Annotated in this window: 13 protein-coding genes; 7 read left to right on the top strand and 6 right to left on the bottom strand. The window is 70.2% G+C overall.

Annotated elements, in window-relative coordinates:
- Nucleotides 1-100: 100 nt before the first annotated feature.
- Together D7V80_RS12520 and D7V80_RS12515 are read left to right on the top strand one after the other, a co-directional pair.
- Nucleotides 101-1,363, top strand: a complete 1,263-nt coding sequence (locus D7V80_RS12520; RefSeq protein ID WP_233585287.1) for a sigma 54-interacting transcriptional regulator — start codon at nt 101-103, stop codon at nt 1,361-1,363.
- Between the two features lie 56 nt (nt 1,364-1,419).
- Nucleotides 1,420-2,352, top strand: coding sequence for a hypothetical protein (locus D7V80_RS12515; RefSeq protein ID WP_147447075.1), 933 nt, complete (start codon nt 1,420-1,422; stop codon nt 2,350-2,352).
- A gap of 51 nt (nt 2,353-2,403) precedes the next feature.
- On the opposite strand, the gene D7V80_RS41755 is transcribed toward D7V80_RS12515, so the two are convergent.
- The 3 genes from D7V80_RS41755 to D7V80_RS12500 form a co-directional block, all read right to left on the bottom strand.
- Complete coding sequence (locus D7V80_RS41755) at nt 2,404-3,681, bottom strand: hypothetical protein (protein WP_158616614.1); 1,278 nt, start codon at nt 3,679-3,681, stop codon at nt 2,404-2,406.
- Nucleotides 3,682-3,703: 22 nt separating this feature from the next.
- Nucleotides 3,704-4,687: a hypothetical protein gene (locus D7V80_RS12505; RefSeq protein ID WP_120588373.1), complete on the bottom strand. Its 984-nt coding sequence runs from the start codon at nt 4,685-4,687 to the stop codon at nt 3,704-3,706.
- 206 nt (nt 4,688-4,893) lie between these two features.
- The gene (locus tag D7V80_RS12500; RefSeq protein WP_014394573.1) at nt 4,894-5,163 is read right to left on the bottom strand and encodes a GlsB/YeaQ/YmgE family stress response membrane protein; all 270 of its coding nucleotides are present in this window, start codon (nt 5,161-5,163) and stop codon (nt 4,894-4,896) included.
- Between the two features lie 274 nt (nt 5,164-5,437).
- On the opposite strand from D7V80_RS12500, the gene D7V80_RS12495 reads away from it, so the two are divergent.
- The 4 genes from D7V80_RS12495 to D7V80_RS12480 all read left to right on the top strand — a co-directional run bounded on the left by D7V80_RS12495 (nt 5,438) and on the right by D7V80_RS12480 (nt 8,622).
- On the top strand, nt 5,438-6,310 hold the full coding sequence (locus D7V80_RS12495) for a JmjC domain-containing protein (protein ID WP_120588372.1): 873 nt from the start codon (nt 5,438-5,440) through the stop codon (nt 6,308-6,310).
- A 474-nt stretch (nt 6,311-6,784) separates the two neighbouring features.
- Nucleotides 6,785-7,150, top strand: a complete 366-nt coding sequence (locus D7V80_RS12490; RefSeq protein WP_120588371.1) for a group 1 truncated hemoglobin — start codon at nt 6,785-6,787, stop codon at nt 7,148-7,150.
- Between the two features lie 22 nt (nt 7,151-7,172).
- Complete coding sequence (locus D7V80_RS12485) at nt 7,173-8,168, top strand: FAD-binding oxidoreductase (RefSeq protein ID WP_120588370.1); 996 nt, start codon at nt 7,173-7,175, stop codon at nt 8,166-8,168.
- A 1-nt stretch (nt 8,169) separates the two neighbouring features.
- Nucleotides 8,170-8,622, top strand: a complete 453-nt coding sequence (locus tag D7V80_RS12480; protein WP_120588369.1) for an Rrf2 family transcriptional regulator — start codon at nt 8,170-8,172, stop codon at nt 8,620-8,622.
- Between the two features lie 12 nt (nt 8,623-8,634).
- Here D7V80_RS12480 and D7V80_RS12475 read toward each other — a convergent pair whose 3' ends face one another.
- From D7V80_RS12475 to D7V80_RS12465, 3 genes are all read right to left on the bottom strand, one after another.
- A complete protein-coding gene (locus tag D7V80_RS12475) occupies nt 8,635-9,411 on the bottom strand; it encodes a hypothetical protein (protein ID WP_120588368.1) in 777 nt (258 codons plus the stop codon).
- 68 nt (nt 9,412-9,479) lie between these two features.
- Nucleotides 9,480-10,532, bottom strand: a complete 1,053-nt coding sequence (locus D7V80_RS12470; RefSeq protein WP_120588367.1) for a hypothetical protein — start codon at nt 10,530-10,532, stop codon at nt 9,480-9,482.
- Between the two features lie 77 nt (nt 10,533-10,609).
- Entirely contained in the window at nt 10,610-14,965 is a 4,356-nt protein-coding gene (locus tag D7V80_RS12465) for a carbohydrate binding domain-containing protein (RefSeq protein ID WP_120588366.1), read from the bottom strand.
- Between the two features lie 179 nt (nt 14,966-15,144).
- Here D7V80_RS12465 and D7V80_RS12460 point away from each other — a divergent pair, with 179 nt between their 5' ends.
- Complete coding sequence (locus D7V80_RS12460) at nt 15,145-18,216, top strand: aminotransferase class I/II-fold pyridoxal phosphate-dependent enzyme (RefSeq protein WP_120588365.1); 3,072 nt, start codon at nt 15,145-15,147, stop codon at nt 18,214-18,216.
- Nucleotides 18,217-18,415 lie beyond the last annotated feature (199 nt).

Below are 18,415 nucleotides of genomic sequence, written 5' to 3'. Positions count from 1 at the left end.
CGTGCTACCGTCCCGCGCCGTGTCGCTGCCACCAGACGAGGACGAGGCGCTCCTGGATGCCACGGCCACCCTGAACCGGGGCCGTGCGGGACAGGTGCGGATGGTGCTCCGGGTGCTTTCCGGCGCGGAGGCCGGCAAGTCCCATCCGCTCAAGCAGGGGACGTACGTGGTGGGCAAGAACCCCACGTGTGACATCGTCCTCACCGACAAGGCCGTCTCCCGCCAGCACCTGAAGCTGGAGGTGCACGACGAGCACGTCGTCGCCACGGACCTGGGCTCGCACAACGGCTCGTTCGTGGAGGGGCTGCGCTTCACCGCCATGGAGCTGCGCCCCGGCAGCGTCATCACCCTGGGCGCCACCGAATTGAAGCTGGTGCCGGAGGACACGCGCGAGCGCTCGCTGCCCCTGTCCTCGCGCGACCGCTTCGGCGCGCTCGTGGGCCAGAGCCGCAAGATGCGCGAGGCCTTCACCGTGCTGGAGCGCCTGGCGCCCGGCGGCGCGGACGTGCTCATCCACGGCGAGACGGGCACCGGCAAGGACCTGTGCGCGGAGGCCATCCACCAGCAGAGCCCGCGCGCCAAGGGCCCCTTCGTCATCGTGGACCTGGCGGGCGTGCCCTCCACCCTCATCGAGTCCGAGCTCTTCGGCCACGTGAAGGGCTCCTTCACCGGCGCCCAGGCCGACCGCGCGGGCGCCTTCGAGCGCGCGCAGAACGGCACCGTCTTCCTGGACGAGATTGGCGAGCTGCCCCTGGAACTGCAGCCGCGCCTCTTGCGCGTGCTGGAGCGCCGGCAGGTGAAGCGCGTGGGCGGCAACGACTACTTCACGGTGAACGTGCGCGTGGTGGCCGCCTCGCACGTGAACCTGGAGCAGGCCGTCCAGCAGGGGAAGTTCCGCCGCGACCTCTTCCACCGGCTCGCCGTGCTGCGCGTGACGCTGCCCGCGCTGCGCGAGCGCCCGGAGGACATCCCGTTCCTCATCGACCACATGCTCAAGCAGATGGGCCGGCCGCAGAGTGCGCTGTCGGACCAGACGCGCGCGCTGCTCATGCAGTACCCCTGGCCCGGCAACGTGCGCGAATTGCGCAACGTGGTGGAGCAGGTGGTCAACCTGGGCGAGGAGGCCCTGCCGGACCTGGAGGCGCCCCCGGGCGCGGACGGCCGCAAGGGGCCGGACCTGGACCTGCCCTTCAAGGAGGCCAAGGAGCACCTCATCGAGGTCTTCGAGCGCGACTACCTGAAGAACCTCATCGAGCGCTGCGAGGGCAACATCTCCCGGGCTTCCCGAGAGGCGGACATCGACCGTGTCTACCTTCGGAAACTCCTGCGCAAGCACGGGTTGGATCCGTCCGGGGACCCTTAACACGGGGCGCCATCCCAGGTAGGATGGAGTCCCCCATCCCCTCCGGAGCCACGACCGTGAGCGTGAACATTTCTTCCAACGTCCTCCGCACCTTCCAGCAGCTGGTGGAGGCGAAGCCGTCCGCCCAGCCGCAGCAGGCCGCTCAGCAGGCCGGGTTGCCGGAGGAGAAGGTCGTCTCGCAGGTGGAGGGCGCGCCCACCCCCGTGCAGCTGGAGCAGGCCACGGACGCCTTCGCGGCGGTGCAGGCCCTCAACCAGGCGTGGGCGAACCGCTTCCAGCCGGTGTCGGGCGCTTCCGCGCAGGACGTGGGCGTCGCGGGGAAGCTCGCGAACGCGCCCCAGGCTCCGGAGATTGGCGGCTGGGACACCGCGGGGGCGGACCCCGAGGTGGTCAAGCAGACCAACCCGAACGACTGCGGCGCCGCGGTGGCGGTGATGCTGGGCAAGGAGCTTGGCACCAGCAAGGCCCAGCCCACGTCGGACAAGGAGAAGATGGCCGCGCTGGAGTCGCGCTTCACGCAGGGCCAGGGCACGTCGCCGCATGAGCTGTCCAACATGCTGGCGAACCAGGGCACGAAGGTGACGCAGACGTCGTCCAAGCTGGACACCAAGGCCCTGGATGACGCGCTCGCTCGCGGCGCCAAGGGCGCGGTGATGGTGGACTCCTGCCTGGTGGACCCCACGACGAAGCCGGGGGAGACGGGCCGCGCGCACTGGGTTTCCGTGGAGGGCAAGGACGACAAGGGCCGCTACCTCATCAAGGACCCCAGCACCGGCTCCAAGATTCCGGTGGACGCCCAGCGGCTCGCGGACTCCATGCAGATCAGCTGGGACCGGCACCAGGGCGGCGGGCAGATGATCGTCGAAAGCGCCCAGGGCATGTCGGAGGCCCAGGCCGCGCAGGAGGGCGGGCTGAAGGCCGTCGCGCTGGGCAACACGGACGGCGGCGGCTCCCGCGCCATGTCCAACTTCGGCCGCGAGTCTTCATAGGCCCTGAAGACGGACGGCGGATGGACTGGAGGAGTCCCTCCGCCACGGCCTTCAGACGGTGAGGTGCTGCACGGCCTGGAGCCGCAGCAGCTGGCGCGCCAGCTCCTGCACCTGCTCCACCTCCTCCAGGCCCATCGCCTTGCGCAGCGCGAGCCGCTTGTCCGTGGAGGCGCGCAGGAGCAGCGCGCGCAGCTGGGGATTGCTGAGCAGCGGGTTGAGCTGGCGCAGGTGGCCCACCAGCGCGCCCAATTGGGGCAGCGTGAGGCCCGCCACCATCACCAGCGTCGCGGAGCCCTCGTCCGGGCTCTGGCTGGTGGCCAGCATCCACGGCGACAGGAGCAGGGACCGGGTGAAGTCCCCGTCGCAGGAGAGCCCCAGCCGCGCGCACTCCTCCACCACGGGGCCGGAGTCGTGGCCCGCGATGATGGGCTGGATGCGGGCGGCCTCGTACTTCTGGAGGACGGCGTCGTACAGCTTCCGGGCCTCCACGCCCTGCGGCGTGCGCGGGAACTCCGCGAAGGCCTGACCAATCTCCGCGCGCAGCGTGCCCAGGAGCGTGGCGTCGTCCGCCGTGCCGGGCTCGCCCAGGACCTGGGCCAGGTAGGCCCGGTCCTCGGGGACCGCGTTCGCGGACTTCCACCACTCGAAGGTGACGGTGCTCACGCTCAGGACCACCGGCAGGGTGACGACGCCCTGGCGGCCGGGGTTGGCGAGGAAGGCGGCCATCTTCCCCTCCACCTCCGTGAGGCCGCGGTAGAGGCGGTTGAGGACGGCGATGCGCAGCTTCGCGCGGCCCTCCAGCGCCTGCTTCGCGGCCTCCGAGGACTGGCCCTCCGAGGCGGTGCGCTGCTCCCGAACGGATTCGGAAGCCGCGGGCCGGCGCTCGAGCTGCGGCGCCACGGGCCCCTGCGGTGTCGTGGGGGGAGGCTGGGGGAGCGCCGGGGCCGTCTGGGGCGTCTGGGCCGCGAGGGCCGGGGGCTGCTCCAGGGTGCCCAGGCTTGCGGCGCCCTGCGACGTGCCCGGCGCCATCCCGGCCTGCTGCTGGGCCCCCCTGGCACCGCCACCGCCGGCTTCGTTGCGCTCCGTCTCGCCGGAGCGGCCGAAGTCCATGCCGTCCTGGGGGCCGGTCTGCTCCAGGCCCCCCTTGGCGGAGGCGCCCTTGGCGGAGCCTCCCTTGACGGCGACGCCTCCCTTGCCCGCGCCGCCCTTGCCGGAGGCCTTGCCCGATGACTTGCCTTCACCGGACTGCGCCTTCTCCTCCTTCTCCTGCGCGGGGCTCTGCAGGGGCAGGCCCGGGCGGGGAAGGCCAGATGGAAGGCGGACGCTCATGGACGGGGGCCTCGCTGGGGAATCAGGCCAGGTTCTTCAGGTGGACGACGAGGTTGCTGTCCTTGCTGCCCAGCGTGCTCGCGTCATCCGTGGGGATGACGTAGCCCTGATCCGCGCCGACGTGCTTGCGGAAGAAGTCTACCACCTCCGGATCCTGCACGTTGGACGTGGTGCTCTTCTTGATGCCGTACGCGGAGCCGTCCGCTCCCTTGGCCTTCACGGAGTCAGGCGCGTTGGCGAGCAGGTTGTCCATCGTGCCCGACAGGCGGCCGCCGCCATCCGGCTGGATGGTCATCGCGGTGTTGTGACCCTCGATGTAGCTGACGTCGTAGTACGTGTTGCCGAACCCGCCGTCGAACTTCACTTCACCGAGCGTCGCGTTCTTGCCGTCGCCGCTGTCGCTGCGGAAGTTGCCGGACCAGTTGTCCGGGAACTGCACCGTGCGGCTCTCACCGGGCTTGAGCGTGACGGAGTCGACGGCCTTCTCGCCCGCGTTGGGGGTGAAGTTCACCGTCATCGGCTTGTCGCCGTCGTTGTTGAGGGTGATGGTGTTCTTGCCCTTCGCCGCGCTCGAGCCGCCCACGGACTGGGGACCGGCGACGGCCGCGTCCTTCTGGGAGGCCGCCGGAGCCGGGGTGCCCTGCGCGGCGGGAGCCGCCTGCGCGGGAGCAGGCGCAGCGGCCTGGGCGGCGGCAGGAGCAGCGCCCTGCTGCGCACCGGCGCCGTTCATTCCACCGAGCAGGTCCACCAGCTGATTCACCATCTGGACCATCTGGGCCAGCTGCTCCACGGGATTGCCGCCCTGGAGCGCGCCCTTCCTGCCCACGCCCGCCGGCGCGTCGAAGCCATCCGCCTGGAACATCCCCTGGAGCGAACCCGGGCCGCACTTCGCCTTCGCCGCATCCGCCGTGGGGCGCGACACCGGGCTGGAGAGCTCCGTGGCGGACGTGCGGGGCGAGAAGGAGGAGCTGGCAACGGACGACTGCGACAGGGGGGAGAGCGCCATGGCGGGGTTCCTCGGAGATGGGATGGGGCGGCGGGAAGAAGCCGTCCGGTTCAGCGATGCAGGGGGCTAGAGCACGGCGCGTGCCATGCCCCCCACACCCATCTCGACGAGGCAAACCCCTGGAATCGCTCAGGGGCCAGACGCGGCGGCCCGGCCAGAGGGCCACCGCCCTGATGACTGCCGTCAGGCCCTGGTGTCTGGTGTCATCAGACCCTTCGGACCGTGCTCGAATGGATGAGCCGCAGTATCAGCAGCAGCACCACCGCTCCGATGAACGCCACGAAGATGGTGCCCGCGATGCCACCGAACGGGGCTCCCGTGCCGAGCGCCCGGAGGATGAAACCTCCCAGGAACGCGCCCACCACGCCCACGACGATGTCGCCAATCAGGCCGTAGCCACCGCCCACCACCGCGGACGCGAGCCATCCAGCAATGAGGCCGATCACCGCCCACAACAGGATTGTCTCCAGCGCCATGTCTCCTCCTCCCATCGAGGTGATGGGCGAAACATGGGCATGATTCCCGGCCGCGCCCGCCCCTCCTTCAAGGGCGACAGCAGGGCGACCGGGCAGCCGGCGCCGGGTGGTTTTCAATTCGTTTCACACCCCACGACTTCGACTGTCTTCAGAGGGACGCGGGGCAATTTGCCCCATGAAAACGCGGGGCAATTTGCCCCAATTTGAACCTCTGTTCGCGCTCTGCTGGCATTGAGTGAACACCTGTCGCTGAAGGCGGCAAGGAGTCACTTCCATGAAGCGCATCTTCGAGTCTGTCGGGTCGCCGTTGCAGTTCGACCGTGAGTCCTTCCGGTGCCGTCACACGCTCCTGGGACATCCCGCGTTGGAACTGGAGAACCTGGCGGGCGTGGTGCAGCGGCTGCCTTCCGAGAACGTGTTCTTCAGCTCCGGCCTGGTGCCCAAGGACGCGGACTTCGACCGCGCGCACCTGGACTACCGCACCGGCCTGTCGCTGAAGGACACCGTGGAGAACATGATGACGAGCAACTCGTACATCATGCTGCGCGCGCCGGAGCAGGACCCCAGCTTCCGCGACCTGTACCGCGCGCTCCTGTCGGAGGTGGAGGACCTGATGCGCCAGCAGGGCGTGGGCACCCACGCGGTGGATCCGATGCTCTACCTCTTCATCGCGTCCCCCGGCAGCGTCACGCCCTTCCACCTGGACCGCTACTCCACGCTGCTGATGCAGTTCCGGGGCAGCAAGGCGGTGCACATCTCGAAGGCGTGGGACGAACAGGTGGTCCCCGCGCCGGACCTGGAGGACTTCGTCGCGCGCTCCGGCTCCAAGGTGAACTACCGCGAGGCCTTCGATGCGACGGCGGAGCGCTACGCCTTCGGACCCGGAGACGCGCTGCACATCCCCTTCGTGGCACCGCACTACGTGAAGAACGGCACGGAGGATGTCTCCGTGTCGCTGTCCATCATCTTCAACACCCGCGAGACGGCCCGGCACCTGCGCGCGCTGCGCACCAACCACGTGCTGCGCAAGCACCTGGGGCCGCTGGGGCACCGGCCCACGCCGGTGAACCGCTTCCTGCCGCTGGACCACGTGAAGAGCGGCATGGAGCGCGTGGTGCGCCGGGCGCGCGGCCTGCTGCACGCCTGAAGCCCCACGCCGGTGCACGCATCCCGGCCCTGGTTGCCCCAGACGTAGGCGCCAGTGAAGCGCCGCATCGTGTGGATCCAGTGGGTGAGCCCCACGGAGGACGAACCGTGCGTCCGGGGGATGAGGGCGGAGAAGACAGACACGGTGCCGTCCTCCCGGTGCACCCGCCACCACGGCGTGCCGTCCCCTAACGTTAACGTGGCCGGCACCACGGAGCCTGGCGGCAGCTCCAGCACCAGGGATGGCTCGATGCGAGGCAGCTGGATCTCCTCGCGAGGCACGGCCCTGCCCCGCCAGGCAGGCGTTCCTCAGCCAGCCAGGACAAACCCGGCCACGACGGTGGGCATGAGGCGATGGCACATGCGCCAGAAGCTGGCCCGATGCCCGGAACCACGGGGTGTTGACGGCGGGACCCTTAAAGATGCATTCAGGATGCATCTTTTTGGGGCGTGGGCCCGGAAAGCGAGCGAAGTCATGACGAGCGTGTACGAGAAGCTTGGCGGAGAGCCGGCGATGGCGGCGGCGGTGGACGTCTTCTACCGGAAGGTGCTGGCCGACGATCGCATCAGCCACTTCTTCGAGGACGTGGACATGGAGCGCCAGGCCGCGAAGCAGAAGGCGTTCCTCACGATGGTGACCGGCGGGCCGGCGAACTACTCGGGCAAGGACATGCGCGCGGGGCACAAGCACCTGGTGGAGCGCGGGCTGAACGCGACGCACTTCGACGCGGTGGTGGGGCACCTGAAGGAGACGCTGGAGGAGCTGGGCGTGCCCGCGGAGCTGGTGGGCCAGGTGCTGACCGTCGCCGAAGGGGCGCGGGTGGACGTGCTGAACCGCTGAAGCAGCCGTCAGGAGGCACGTCATGGCGAAGGTGCGGCATGAATCCGAGTGGTATCCGCTGGAGCCCGGAGAGACGGTGCTGGACGGACTGCTGCGCCAGGGCGTGCGCGTGCCGCATGCGTGCCGGGCGGGGGCCTGCCAGTCCTGCCTGATGCGGGCGACCTCGGGCCCCGTGCCCGAGGCGGCGCAGGTGGGGCTCAAGGACACGCTGCGGGCGCGAGGCTACTTCCTCGCGTGCACGTGCCGGCCCCAGGAGGGCACGGCGCTGGAGGTGGCGGGGGCGTCGGAGCTGCGCGTCCCTGCGCGCGTGGTGGACCTGGAGACGCTCAGCGCGGACGTCTTCGCGGTGCGGCTGGAGGTGGAGACGCCGCTCGACTATCGCGCGGGGCAGTACGTCACGGTGGTGCGCGCGGACGGGCTCGCGCGCAGCTACTCGCTGGCGAGCCTGCCCCGCGAGGGCCGGCTGGAGCTGCACGTGCGGCTCGTGCCCGGGGGCGCCATGAGCGGTTGGTTCGCCCGCGAAGTCGGACACGGCGACCGGGTGGACGTGCAGGGGCCGGCCGGGGATTGCTTCTACGTGCCCGGGCAGCCGGAAGCACCGCTGCTCCTGGCGGGGACGGGCACGGGGCTCGCGCCGCTGTATGGAATCCTGCGGGACGCGCTGGAGGCCGGCCACACCGGCCCCATCCACCTGTTCCACGGGGCGAAGGACCCGGGCGGGCTGTACCTCGTGGACGCGCTGCGGGCCCTGGCGGCGAGCCATCCGAACCTCCACTACCGGCCCGTCGTGCTTGCGGGGGGAGGTGGGGCGGTGGAGGAGGGGACCCTGGAGGCGAAGGTCCTCACCTGCCTCCCGAAGCGCCCGGTGGGCTGGCGAGCGTTCCTCTGCGGCAACCCCGAAGCGGTGCTATCCCTGCGCAAGAAGCTCTTTCTCGCGGGGTTCTCGCTGAAGGACATCCACGCGGATGCCTTCCTGCCGAGCGTGTCGCGAGGGGGCCCCGTCGCCGGAGCCGCCTGACTTGCACCTGACCCTTCACGCCGACTACTCGCTGCGCGTCCTCATGTACCTGGCGGCACGCCCCGGGCGGCCGTCCTCCACGCAGGAGATCGCCGACGCCTACGGCATCTCCAAGCATCACCTGGTGCGCGTGGTGCAGACGCTGGCGCAGGAGGGGCACGTGGAGGTGAAGGCCGGGCGGGCCGGCGGCGTGCTGCTGGCCAAGGCCCCGGGAGACATCCGGCTGGGCAAGGTGGTGCGCGCGGCCGAGCCGGATTTCCACCTGGTGGAGTGCTTCGACCGGGAGCGCAACACCTGCCCCATCGCGTCGCTCTGCGGCCTCAAGGGCGTGCTGGCGGAGGCGCGCGATGCGTTCTTCGCCACGTTGGACAAGTACTCGCTGGAGGACCTGCTGCGCCGCTCCAAGCCCGGCCTGACGGACCTGCTGCTGAAGCCGGCCGCGCCACAGGAATAGGCGCGCCCGGGGTCACTGCGCCAGCAGGATACGCCGCACGTGCTCTCGCACGTTCTCCTCGGTGGACCCAGGAACAGAGGACAGGAAGGCGCGGGCCGCGCCCAGGGGCTCCAGGAACGGCCCCGCCGCCATCACCGCCTGCCGCTCGGCCTCGTCCGCAATGTCTCGGGTGGCCTGCTCCGGCGTCCACACGGCGGCCTCGAGCGCGAGCACGATGGCCCGGCCCGCGGCGACGCACCGCTGGCGCTTGCGGATGAGGTCGGCACCTCCGCCGGCTTCGTCCTCGGTGAGCTCCGCGGACCGGATGAGCTTGCGCAGCGCTTCCACGTGCGGCGCGAGAGGCGTCTGGGACTCTCCCAGCCATCGCCGCAAGGCCGTGAGCGCATCCCGGGGACTGGAGGCGCGGGCGAAGGTGAACTGCCAATCTCCATCCTCCGGCACGCCGTGCTCCCAGATGCCCAGACAGGGCTCCGCCACCGCGAAGGCCGCGAGCGCCAGGGGACGGTGGCCCCAGCGCGACAAGCCCTGGAGCCACTCCGACATGGAACCCTCGTGCTTCGCGGTGAGGTAGGCCTCCAGGCTGTCCTCGCTCGCGGGACGGGCGCGCTTGCGGTCCCGGGCCTCCGTGGTCATCTGCTGGAGGGCCTTGAACAGGGCTTCGTCCTCCACATTGAAGGGATCCGAATAGCCCGTCCCGCGGGCCGCGGCGATGGCGAGCGCCTGCCCCACGCGGTAGTCGGGCATCTCCGCCAGCAGGTCCAGCAGGGCCTGCATGACCTGCTCCGGCATTCGTTCCTGGCTCCGCCTCTCCATCGCGCACGTCCTTGTCAGTGGGAGGCTGTCGCTAGACCCCTCCGTTACCCGGGCTTGCTGACGAAGGCCGCCCAGTCGTCTGACTGAACCGTGACGCCCGACCCCTTCCGCCAGGCGGTGACCTCCGCCTTCCAGGCCGCGGCGCCGCCTCTCAGGGGAAACGCGCGCGTGACCGCGAGCCGGTAAGCCGTTTCGTGTTCGCGCAGGAGGCTGCGATTGACCGAGTCGACTTCACCGGGCCTCGCGCGCAGGCGCAGCTCCGCCGCCTTCATGGCGCCGTCCTGGCGGAACAGCGTGGACAGGTCCTCCCCCACGGGTATCTCGGTGAAGGACCAGAGGCCCAGCAGGGGCGGCTCGCGGCCTTCCAGCAGCGCCGCGTGCAGCCGGTCATGGCCATCCACCACCAGCCAGCGCTCGACCAGGGCGAAGTAGGTCAGCAGGACCGGTGGAAGCGTCCCGTCCCGGGCGTGCTTGCGCCAGGCCTTCACCCGGCTGTCATCCCTGGGGGACGGTGCGCGCAGCGGCATCACCCCGCCACTGCGCTCCGGAAGGGCACCGGCTTCCGCCCAGGACCAGTCCTCCGCGCGGAAGGGCGGGAACCGCAAGGCCGCGTCGAGCCCGCATGGCGGCTCCGGAAGAAATCCCGTCCCGATGATGGGAACCGTGGAGTAGCCCTGGGCCTTCGTGACGGGGGCTGTCTGGAGTGGCCTCAGGCACCAGTGCCCCGCATGGAGCAGTGAAGGCTCGGACGCCTCGAACTGGTGGACCCACCACCGGTTCCACGCGGCCCACCACCCGGGCGAACCCGGATCCGGGGGACGCCGGGCCTCCTCGGCCGTGATGTGTGGGAATGCGCCCGCGAGCTTCGCCGGGCCGCGCAGCCAGGCACACCCATTCCACCAGTCGTCCACCCGCATCCAGAGCAGCGGCTGCCCGCCCAGCATCATGCGCAGCAGGTACGGCCGGGTGGCCTCGACATGGAGCAGGGGCCGCCGCAGCCAGTGTCCCTTGGAGGGAACGGTCAGCCGCAGCCCCGGGCCTCCCACGGGCATCCGCCAATCCGTGTCATCCGCCGTCACGGCGATTCGTGGCTGCATCGGGCATCTCCTCGGCCCGACACTACACGCGACGGCGGGCCCGGCCTCCAGGCCCGCCGCGAGGCGGCTTCATCCACTCAGCGCCAGGTGTCGTTCACGGTCGAGGTGCCCGTGGCCGGCGTCGTCAGGGTGCGGTTGGCGCCGCTCTCCCAGGTGACGTTGTTGGCGGCGTCCTTCTTGATGAACTTGTACTCAATCGCCGTGGAGCCCGGCAGCCCGACGGCCACGCTCCACGTGGGGTAGTTGGCCGCGGACAGCAGGAGGGCGCTGGCCGGGCTCCAGCTCCCCAGCGCGGCGACGCTGCCCACCACGTACACGTTCTGGCCCATCACGGTGCTCGCCGTGACGTTGAACGTCACCGTGGCCCCGCTGGTGGACGTGGTGACGGAGAGCGCGGAGGACTGCGCGGACGCGTTGCCCGCCGTGTCCCTCGCCCGCACGGTGTAGCTGTACGCCGTGCCCGCCGTCAGCCCCGTGTCCGTGTAGTTGGCCGTCGTGGGCGAGCCCACCAGCGCCCCATTGCGATACACGTCATAGCCCGCGATGCCGCTCGCGTCGGTGGACGCCGTCCAGGTCAGCGACACGGTGGTCGCCGTCTTCGACGGAGCCGTCAGCCCCGAAGGCACCGAGGGCGCGGTGGTGTCCTGTGACGGCGCACCCGCGGAGATGGTCCCCGCGTTGAACGTGGAGGTGCCCGCGGGGAAGAAGTAGTTGAGCCCCCCGTTGTTGTCCCACGTGCCGCTGCCGTTGTTGAAGACGGCCTCCAGCTGCGTGGCCGAGCCCAGGCTCACCGTGTACTTCGCGTAGCCCGAGACCTCCGCCGTCGCCATGGCCACGCCCGGCGACGTCGTCCACGTGCCGCCCGCCGGACGGTAGTGGAGGTAGGGCGTGGCATAGCCCTTCTTGTAATAGACGGTCACCGTGTTGCCCGTGCTGGTGGTGACGGAGAGCGCGGTGCTCGCCGCGGACGTGTTGCCCGCCGCGTCGCGCGCCCTCACCGTGTAGCTGTAGGCCGTGTTGGAGGACAGCCCGCTGTCCGTGTAGCTCGTGGACGTGGGCGTGCCCACCTGTGTGCCATTGCGGAACACCAGGTAGCCCGTCACGCCGACGTTGTCCGTGGACGCGGTCCAGCTCAGTGACACCGTCGTCGCGGACTTCGACGGTGACGTCAGCCCCATGGGCACCGACGGCGCCGAGGTGTCGCTCACCGGAGCGCCCGCCGTGATGACGCCCGCGTTGAACGTGGAGGTGCCGGTAGGGAACAGGTAGTTGCCGCCGTTGTTGTTGTCCCACGTCCCGCTGCCGTTGTTGAACACGGCCTCCAACTGCTGCACGGAGCCCAGGTTCACCGTGTACTTCGCGTAGCCCGTCACCTCCGCGTCCGGCATCAGCACGCCGGGTGGAGTCGTCCACGTGCCACCCGCCGGGCGGTAGTGGATGTACGGCGTGGCGAAGCCCTTCTTGTAATAGACCGTCGTCGTGTACCCCAGTCCGGTGGTGACGGAGAGCGCGGCGCTGGCCACGGAGGTATTCCCCGCCGCGTCGCGAGCCTTCACGGTGTAGCTGTACGTCGTGCTCGAGGACAGCCCCGTGTCCGTGTACGTCGTCACCGTGGGCGCGGCCACCTGCGTGCCATTGCGGAACACCAGGTAGTCACTCACGCCGTAGTTGTCCGTGGCGGCCGTCCAGCTCAGCACCACCGAGGAGCTGGTGACACCCGACGCGGAGAGCCCCGAGGGCGCCGACGGCGCCGTGGTGTCCGGGGGCAGGGTGGTGACAAAGAGCGCGCTGCTCGCGGCGGAGGTGTTGCCCGCAGCGTCCCGAGCCCTCACGGTGTAACTGTACGCCGTGCCCGCCGTGAGCCCGCTGTCCGTGTAGCTCGTCGTGGAAGGCGAGCCCACCTGCGTGCCATTGCGGAACACCTGGTAGCCCGTCACGCCGACGTTGTCCGTGGCGGCCGTCCACGTCAGCGTCACGGAGCGGTCCGTGCGCGTCGCCGCGAGCCCCGTGGGCACGGACGGAGCGGTCGTGTCCACGCGGAGGAACGGATAGGTGCCCGTCACCGAGCCGTTGAGGTCCTCGATGTACTTGCCGCCCTCCAGCCGGTACTTCCCGGCGCCCACGTAGACGGATTGGATCTCGCTCCGGGTGACGTTGCCGCGCGAGTCGGTGGCCTCGATGTAGTAGTCGAGCAGCTGGTCACGGTAGGCCCCGAGGTACACGTAGTAGAGGTCGCCAATCTCCTGCGCGGCCACCTTCTGCATCACCGGCAGGTGCGCCGGCTGCCACGCCACGCCGTTCATCACTGGCCGCAGCTCGCGGCGGCTGAGCGGGTAATCCACCCACGCGCCCACGCGCGACGGGTCGATTCCAGGCACGCCCGCGGCCTTCAGCGCCACCGGGTCATAGACGCGAGGCGTGTTGTCCAACGGGTCGATGCTCTTCGCCGTGTGCACACGCACGCGCGCCTTGATGCTGGTGATGCCGCTGACGTCGAACGCGTAGGTGTACAGCGCGAAGTTGTTGTCGAAGTGGTGCAGCGTCCACCCTTCGGACTTGTCCGTGTTGGCGCTGCCCGGGTTGTACGGCCAGCGCTGCGGCCACCAGACGGACGGGCCCGTGCGGTCCTGCGCCAGCCGGTCCTGCACGTACGGCTTGGAGAAGTAGAGCGACTGGTTGAAGGACAGCGTGGGCTTCACGTTGTCGTCCACGTTCTCGTCGTAGTAGCCGAAGCCGGAGTCCATGGCCGGCAGCAGGAAGTACCAGGCCAGCTCCGCGGGGTTCGCGCCGCCCGCCCAGTCATTCGCCGCGTCGCCCTTCACCGGGAAGGACAGCATCCACGGGTTGAGCTGGTTGCCCGCGTGAGTCACCTGCGAGTCCAGCGCCGTGGTGGGCTTCCAGTGGTTGGGGTGCGCGTCCAGCCAGACCTGCTCGGCCGTCTTCGCGTAGTTCATCGCGGCCTGGAGCAGCGCGAAGTTGCGCTCCAGATAGTGCCAGCCGTGCTCCAGCGACACCGTCATCCCCTCCTGCACGCCGCTCAGGTTCGTCTTGGGCGCCAGGTTGAGACCGGTGGCGGAGTTGAAGGCCGGGAACTGCCCCTTCCAGATGCCGAAGGGCAGCCGCCAGTGGTGCCACTGCGGGTCGGAAGACGAATCGCGCGTGTCCACCCACGAGCCGTCCTGCACGTGCACCACGTCCGTGGCGACGGGCGTGTTGTTGACCAGGTACTCGTCAATGCCCAGGCACTGCACGCCGCCGGTGCAGGTGACGGCGCGGCCGTTGAGCCACGTGTCGAGCGAACCCGCGCGCCCGCCGGAGTTGTCGCCGTCATGCGCGAGCACGAAGAACTGCTTCTGGGACACCAGCCCTTCGAAGTTGCGGAGGCCCACGACGTCCACGGTGGCCTGTCCCTCCCAGCCCTCCAGCCAGGAGCCGTTCTGGTTGACGGGGATGCCCACGACGCGCGACTCGGCGCCCGTGGCCGGGTCCACGTAGCGCACCCAGTGCGGCGTGGAGGCGAAGGGGTACTTGTTGCGGATGACCTGCTGCTCGTGCGCCATGGACTCGCTCACCCAGGCGCCCACGGTGCTGGTGTTCTGGAGGTCCGCGCGGTTGGGCGGCGACACCAGCGTGTCGGAGCCCGGGTCGTTGAGGAACGGGTAGTCCTTCAGCGTGCGGGAGAAGTGGTTGTCACCGATGACGGCCCACTTCACGCCCAGCTTCGCCAGCGTGGGGATGAGCCGCTCGCTGAAGCCCAGCTCCGTGGGGAAGAAGCCCTTGGAGGCCGTGAAGCCGCTGCCCAGGAAGTACGACTGGGACAGCGTGGCGCTCTGGTAGATGAGGTCCTTGAGGAAGTAGTCCGGCCCCACCAGCGGGCCCATGGAGTGGTGGCCCGTGAAGTGGATGAGGTCCAACGAGCGGTTGCCCGCGGGCGTGCGCAGGTTGGCGTAGCGATCCCTCCAGGGGGCGCCCCAGTTGGCGTTGTCGTAGCCGGACACGTTGCGGCGGGTGACCAGGTCGTTGACGTTGTTCACCACCGCGCCGGACATGGTGACGTGAACCTGCCCCGTGGAGGCATTGGCCTTCATGTCCGCGGCCACGTCCGGCGGCCAGTATTGATACGCGCCCACCTTCGCGTGGTGCGAGTAATACGTCACCAGGTCGTCGTGCGGCATGGGCGCGCCCGACGGCAGGAAATAGGTGTAGTTGGCCGGAGGTGACTGCTTTATCTGGATGACCTGTCCGTCATACGCGTAGCGGATGGGGCCACCCACCGGCGTCGCGTTGTATTGGGTCAGGTCGTAGTACGCCCAGAAGTTGGGCATGTGATTGTGATACACGTGCGCGGCGGCGATTTGAGCCTTTGCCGGCTGCGCGTGTAACAGGATGACGGCGAACACCGCGAGCAAGGCCAGTTGCGGCTGTCTTTTCATGGCGCGTCCTCACCGGACGAGAGGGGCCGTCCGGTGGGCGCTGCTTACTGGCGTTTGACTCAAGGTTTCCCATGTAAACTGGGAATGACAATCTGTAAACCGATACTGCGATGCGTCAGGCATTCGCGGACAAGCGGTCGTTGACAGGGGCCATGCGGGCCCGGACAGTCGGGCGCGCCATGGCCACCTATCCCGCGTCAGCCCGTGAAGCCTTTGTCCAATTGCGTACGCTTTCGGAGGCGCTGGCCCGGCCGGAAGAGCGCGCGCGGGCGCTGGCGGAGCTGCGCGAATTGGCGGAGCTGTCGCGCGACCAGCCCGAGGGTGCGCCGCTGCGGTTGGCGTCGGTGGTGGTGGCGGTGGGCGCGTCCCAGGAGCGGCTGGAGTTGTTGATTCCGCCGTCCATCTTCGCGCCCGAGGCGTGGGCGTTCACGTTCCTGGAGGGGCTCCTGAAGGTCCCGCTGGACGAGTACGCCGGCAAGCAGCTGGTGGAGGTGGGCTCCGGCTCCGGGTGGATCTGCATCGCGCTGGCGAAGTTCACGGGGCTCGCGCGCATCCGGGGGCTGGACCTGAACCCGCAGGCCCCGGCGGTGGGGCTGTGCAACGCATGGCTCAACGGCGACGAGGCGCTGGTGTCGCGGCTGTCCTTTGGCGAGAGCGACCTGCTGCTCGGCCTGCCGCAGAAGCCGGAGTGGGACTTCATCGTCGGGTGCATCCCGCAGGTGCTGCGGAGTGATGACCTGCCCGCGGAGCTGGCGCAGGCGGATGAGCAGGCGCTGCTGGACCTGTCCAACTACACCTCGTTGCAGAACGTCTACGAGGACCACTTCGGCCTGGGGCTCATCGCGCGCCTGCTCAACGAGGCGCCGGAGCGGCTGCTGCCCGGGGGCCGGCTGCTCTTGAACCTGGCGGGCCGTCCGGGCCGGGCCATCATCGCGCGGATGTTCACCCGGCGCGGCTTCACCACCCGCGTGCGCGTGGCCCGGCGGGTGATGCAGGCGGCGGACACGGACATCCGCCCGCTGGTGTCACTGGAGCAGCGCACCGGGCGGGAGTTCGAGTTCTTCATGGAGGCCCACAGCCCGGAGCCCCTGCGCGCGGCGACGGCGCTGGGCTGGCTGCAGTCGGGCCACCCCATCTGGCACGAGGTGGCGGTGTGGGAGGCCCAGCTGTCGCTGCCCCGGGAGACGCTGGCCCTGCGCGCCGCGCTGCGCTCGCTGGGCATCGCGGCGCTCCAGGAGGAGCTGGACCTGGGAGCGGCGTCCGCGGAGCAGCTGGGCTTCGTCACGGCGCTGGCGGAGCGGCTGTCGCAGGCGCCCTTCCTGCCCTACGCGCACGAGGCCGGCGACGCGTCCTTCCGCAGGCTGGTGGCCCGCTACCTGGACCGCCACTTCGGCCTGAGGCTGTCGGAGGACTCGCTGTTCGTCGCGCCCGAGCGCGAGCAGGCCGTCTATTCCTTCCTGCTCGCCACGTGCGACCCCGGGGACACGGTGCTGGTGTCGCGCAGCCTGCACCCGCTCTACGCGCGCGCCCTGGACAAGGCGGGCGTGCGCGCCACCGTGACGCACAACACGCTGGGGGAGATCCGCCGCCTGCTGAGCGCCTTCGACGTGAAGGCCGTGCTCCTGACGGTGGAGCCGGGCGAGCGCACCAACCTGGCGGTGCTGCGCGACATCGTGGCGGAGGCCTCGCGGCGGGGCATCTGGGTGGTGCTGGACGAGAGCGCCTTCTTCAACATCACCGGCGACGTGGAGCCGCGCACCCTCTTCGAGTTCCTCGCGCGGACGCAGCACGCGCCCAACCTGGTCATCCTGTACGGCCTCATCAAGAACGCGGTGTGGCCAGACCTGGAACTGACGTTGCTGTTGCCCGTGCCGGAGCCGCTGCGCGCGGACCTGGAGGTGGCGGCGGAGGTGACCTACTCGCGCATCAGCGTGCTGGCGGAGTGGTTCTACGAGCGCACCTTCTCGGAGCTGCTCGCCTTCCGCATGGCCTTCGCGGAGCCGGTGCCGCCCTCGCCGCACCGTGCGCCGGAGGTGCCGCTGCCGCGCTCGAACCGCATCGCGAGGCTGTCGGAGCTGCCCGCGTTCGCGCCCAGGTTCTTCCGCGAGGACGACCCGGAGCTCGTGCGCCTGGACTACGGCGAGAACGAAGGCCCCATGCCGCTGCCGTTGGTGGAGGGGCTCATCGCGGCGGGCGTCGCACCGCGCGCGGACGGAGCGCAGACGGGGCTGGCGGAGGCCGTGGCGGCCTTCCTGCTGGAGACGCGAGGGGCCCGCTATGTCCCCGAGGACGTCGTGGTGGCGCCCGGCGTCTGGCCGCTCATGCACCACCTGGGCGTGGCGCTGCGCCAGCGGTTGGGCCGGATGCCGCGCGTGTTCCTGGTGACGCCCTGTTACGGAGTGCTCGCGCCCACGTTCCTCGCGGCGGGGTGCGAGGTGGAGTCCGGCCCGCTGGGCACGCTGCTGTCGCGCCGCGCGCGGGGGGCGACTCCGGACGCGGTGGTGCTGTCGCAGCCGGCGAACCCCACGGGGCACTACCTGTCGCACGAGGAGTTGATGGCGCTGGCGACGTTCGTGGTGGAGCAGCGCTGCCTCTGGATCTCGGATGAAATCTTCGGATTGGTGAACCTCACCAACCCCACGGCGGAGACGGTGCACAGCCCGGTGACGCTGGAGGGTGCGGTGCCCGGCATTGGCGCGCGGACGGTGCTGTTGGGCGGACTGTCGAAGGAGTTCGCGGCGGGGGGCCTGCGCGTGGGGTGGGTGGCCACGAAGGACCGGGCGCTGGTGACTGCGCTGCGCGACAGCGCCCCGGGCGTACTGCACACGCCCACCGCGCGCGCGGCGGCGTACCTGTACGCGGCCCATGCGCGAGGACCGGACGGGCAGCTGCTCTACGCCGCGCGGCACAAGGCGCTGAGGAACTACCTGGCGAGGATGCGGCGCGACCTCGCGGAGAAGCGCGCGCTGGTGGCGGAGGCGCTGCCGGACGATGGCCGCGCGGAGGCCACGGAGGCGGGGGGCTTGTTCCTCGCGCCGCCGATGACGGCCTGGCTGGGACGCTCGGTGGATGGGGTGAAGCTCACGCCGGAGAACCTGCCGCGCGTCGTCTACGAGCACACGCACGTGGTGCTCAACGGCGGCGCGTGGTGCGGCGACCCGGAGCGCGTGCGCGCGGTGTTCTCCATTCCCCGGGAGAAGCTGTTGAAGGCCCGCGACCGCCTGCGGGCCTTCGGTCAGAGGCTGCGCTGACGGACCGGCGCGGCTTCAAGGGATGACCCCGGCGGCGGGCCGGAGCGATCCAAACCTGTCCGACAGTCGGACGGGTTTCCGCCGCCCGGGCGAGGCGGACGCTCCCGGCCGAGCCGTTCCAAACCTGTCCGACAGTCGGACAAGCTTCAGCCGCCGGGACAAAGTGGGCGCCGCCCGGCCCCAGCTTCAGGCCCGTTCG

This window comes from Corallococcus sp. CA054B (genome assembly GCF_003611625.1).
Lineage (GTDB): Bacteria > Myxococcota > Myxococcia > Myxococcales > Myxococcaceae > Corallococcus > Corallococcus coralloides.
This window is presented reverse-complemented; position numbering and strand designations above follow the sequence as displayed.